The sequence below is a fragment of the Pseudomonas sp. RA_35y_Pfl2_P32 genome (genome assembly GCF_963970735.1).
Lineage (GTDB): Bacteria > Pseudomonadota > Gammaproteobacteria > Pseudomonadales > Pseudomonadaceae > Aquipseudomonas.
Window position 1 is genome coordinate 1 of the sequence record NZ_CAXAQF010000168.1, and the last position, 553, is coordinate 553.

Consider the following 553-nt stretch of genomic DNA (forward strand, 5'->3'; position numbering starts at 1 on the left):
ACGAAAAGACCAGTGTTCCGGCGCTGATCGAGGAACTCTACACCTTTCTGCGCCAGGCCGATGCGCGCGAACTCGGCATGATGTTCCGCGAGCTCGATGCCGCCCGCGCTGCTGGCGACGAAGTCAACGAGCATCGTCTGCTCAACGCGATCGACGGCTATCAGACGCATGTCGTGCCGATCATCGCCGACATCGACGCGGGCTTCGGCAATGCCGAGGCGACCTACCTGCTCGCCAAGAAGATGATCGAGGCGGGGGCCTGCGCGCTGCAGATTGAAAATCAGGTTTCGGACGAAAAGCAGTGCGGGCATCAGGACGGCAAGGTCACGGTGCCGCACGAGGACTTCCTCGCCAAGGTCCGCGCCTGTCGCTATGCTTTCCTCGAACTCGGCGTCGAGGATGGGATCATCGTAACGCGCACCGACTCGCTCGGGGCGGGGCTGACCAAGCAGATCGCGGTGTCGAAGGAACCGGGTGACCTTGGCGACCTGTATAACAGCTTCCTCGATTGTGAGGAGATCGACCCCGCCACTGCGCGCAATGGCGACGTCAT

The 553-nt window shown here is 62.2% G+C and carries 1 protein-coding gene; it reads left to right on the forward strand.

The window, feature by feature from the left end; genetic code table 11:
• Window positions 1–553: isocitrate lyase/phosphoenolpyruvate mutase family protein (locus AACY45_RS27680; protein WP_339548653.1), on the forward strand; the 553-nt coding region annotated here is incomplete at both ends.